Raw genomic sequence first — 569 nt, 5'->3', positions numbered from 1 at the left:
ACATAGGCGTTACCCGGACCAAAAATTTTATCGACTTTAGAGACGCTTTTCGTACCGTAAGCCATTGCAGCGACCGCCTGTCCACCACCGATATTGTAAACTTCATCAATGCCGCACAACTTGGCAACGTACAAAATTTCATCTGCAATCGGTGGAGGAGAACAAAGCACCACTTTACGACAACCAGCGATTTTTGCAGGCACGCCCAGCATCAATACCGTCGATGGCAATGGCGCGCTACCACCAGGAATATACAACCCTACTTTTTGAATGGGACGTGTCACTTGCTCACACATCACACCAGGTTGTGTCTCCACTTTAATTGGTTGTGGCTTTTGTGCTTTATGAAATTTAGCAATGTTGCTGTAAGCCTGCTCTAGTGCTTGTTTCATTTCCGCAGAAAGGCGCTCTGAAGCCGCATTAATTTCTTTGGATGGAACTCGGATTGATTCCGGTTTTACACGGTCAAACTTTTCTGTAAGTTCTAATAGCGCTGCGTCACCTTGAGTACGCACCTTTGCGATCACATCCGCAACTGCAGCGGTAATATTCGCGCCTTCCGCAATGGC

1 protein-coding gene is annotated in these 569 nt (G+C 47.1%); it reads right to left on the bottom strand.

Translation table 11 applies throughout. From position 1 onward, the window contains the following. Window positions 1–569 (bottom strand): histidinol dehydrogenase (hisD, locus tag R8O11_RS30040; RefSeq protein ID WP_318195237.1); only part of this gene is annotated, 569 nt, incomplete at both ends.

The organism is Vibrio sp. 1288 (assembly GCF_033344475.1).
The sequence above is the reverse complement of the archived record's forward strand: the minus strand, read 5'-3'. Positions and strand labels throughout refer to the sequence as shown.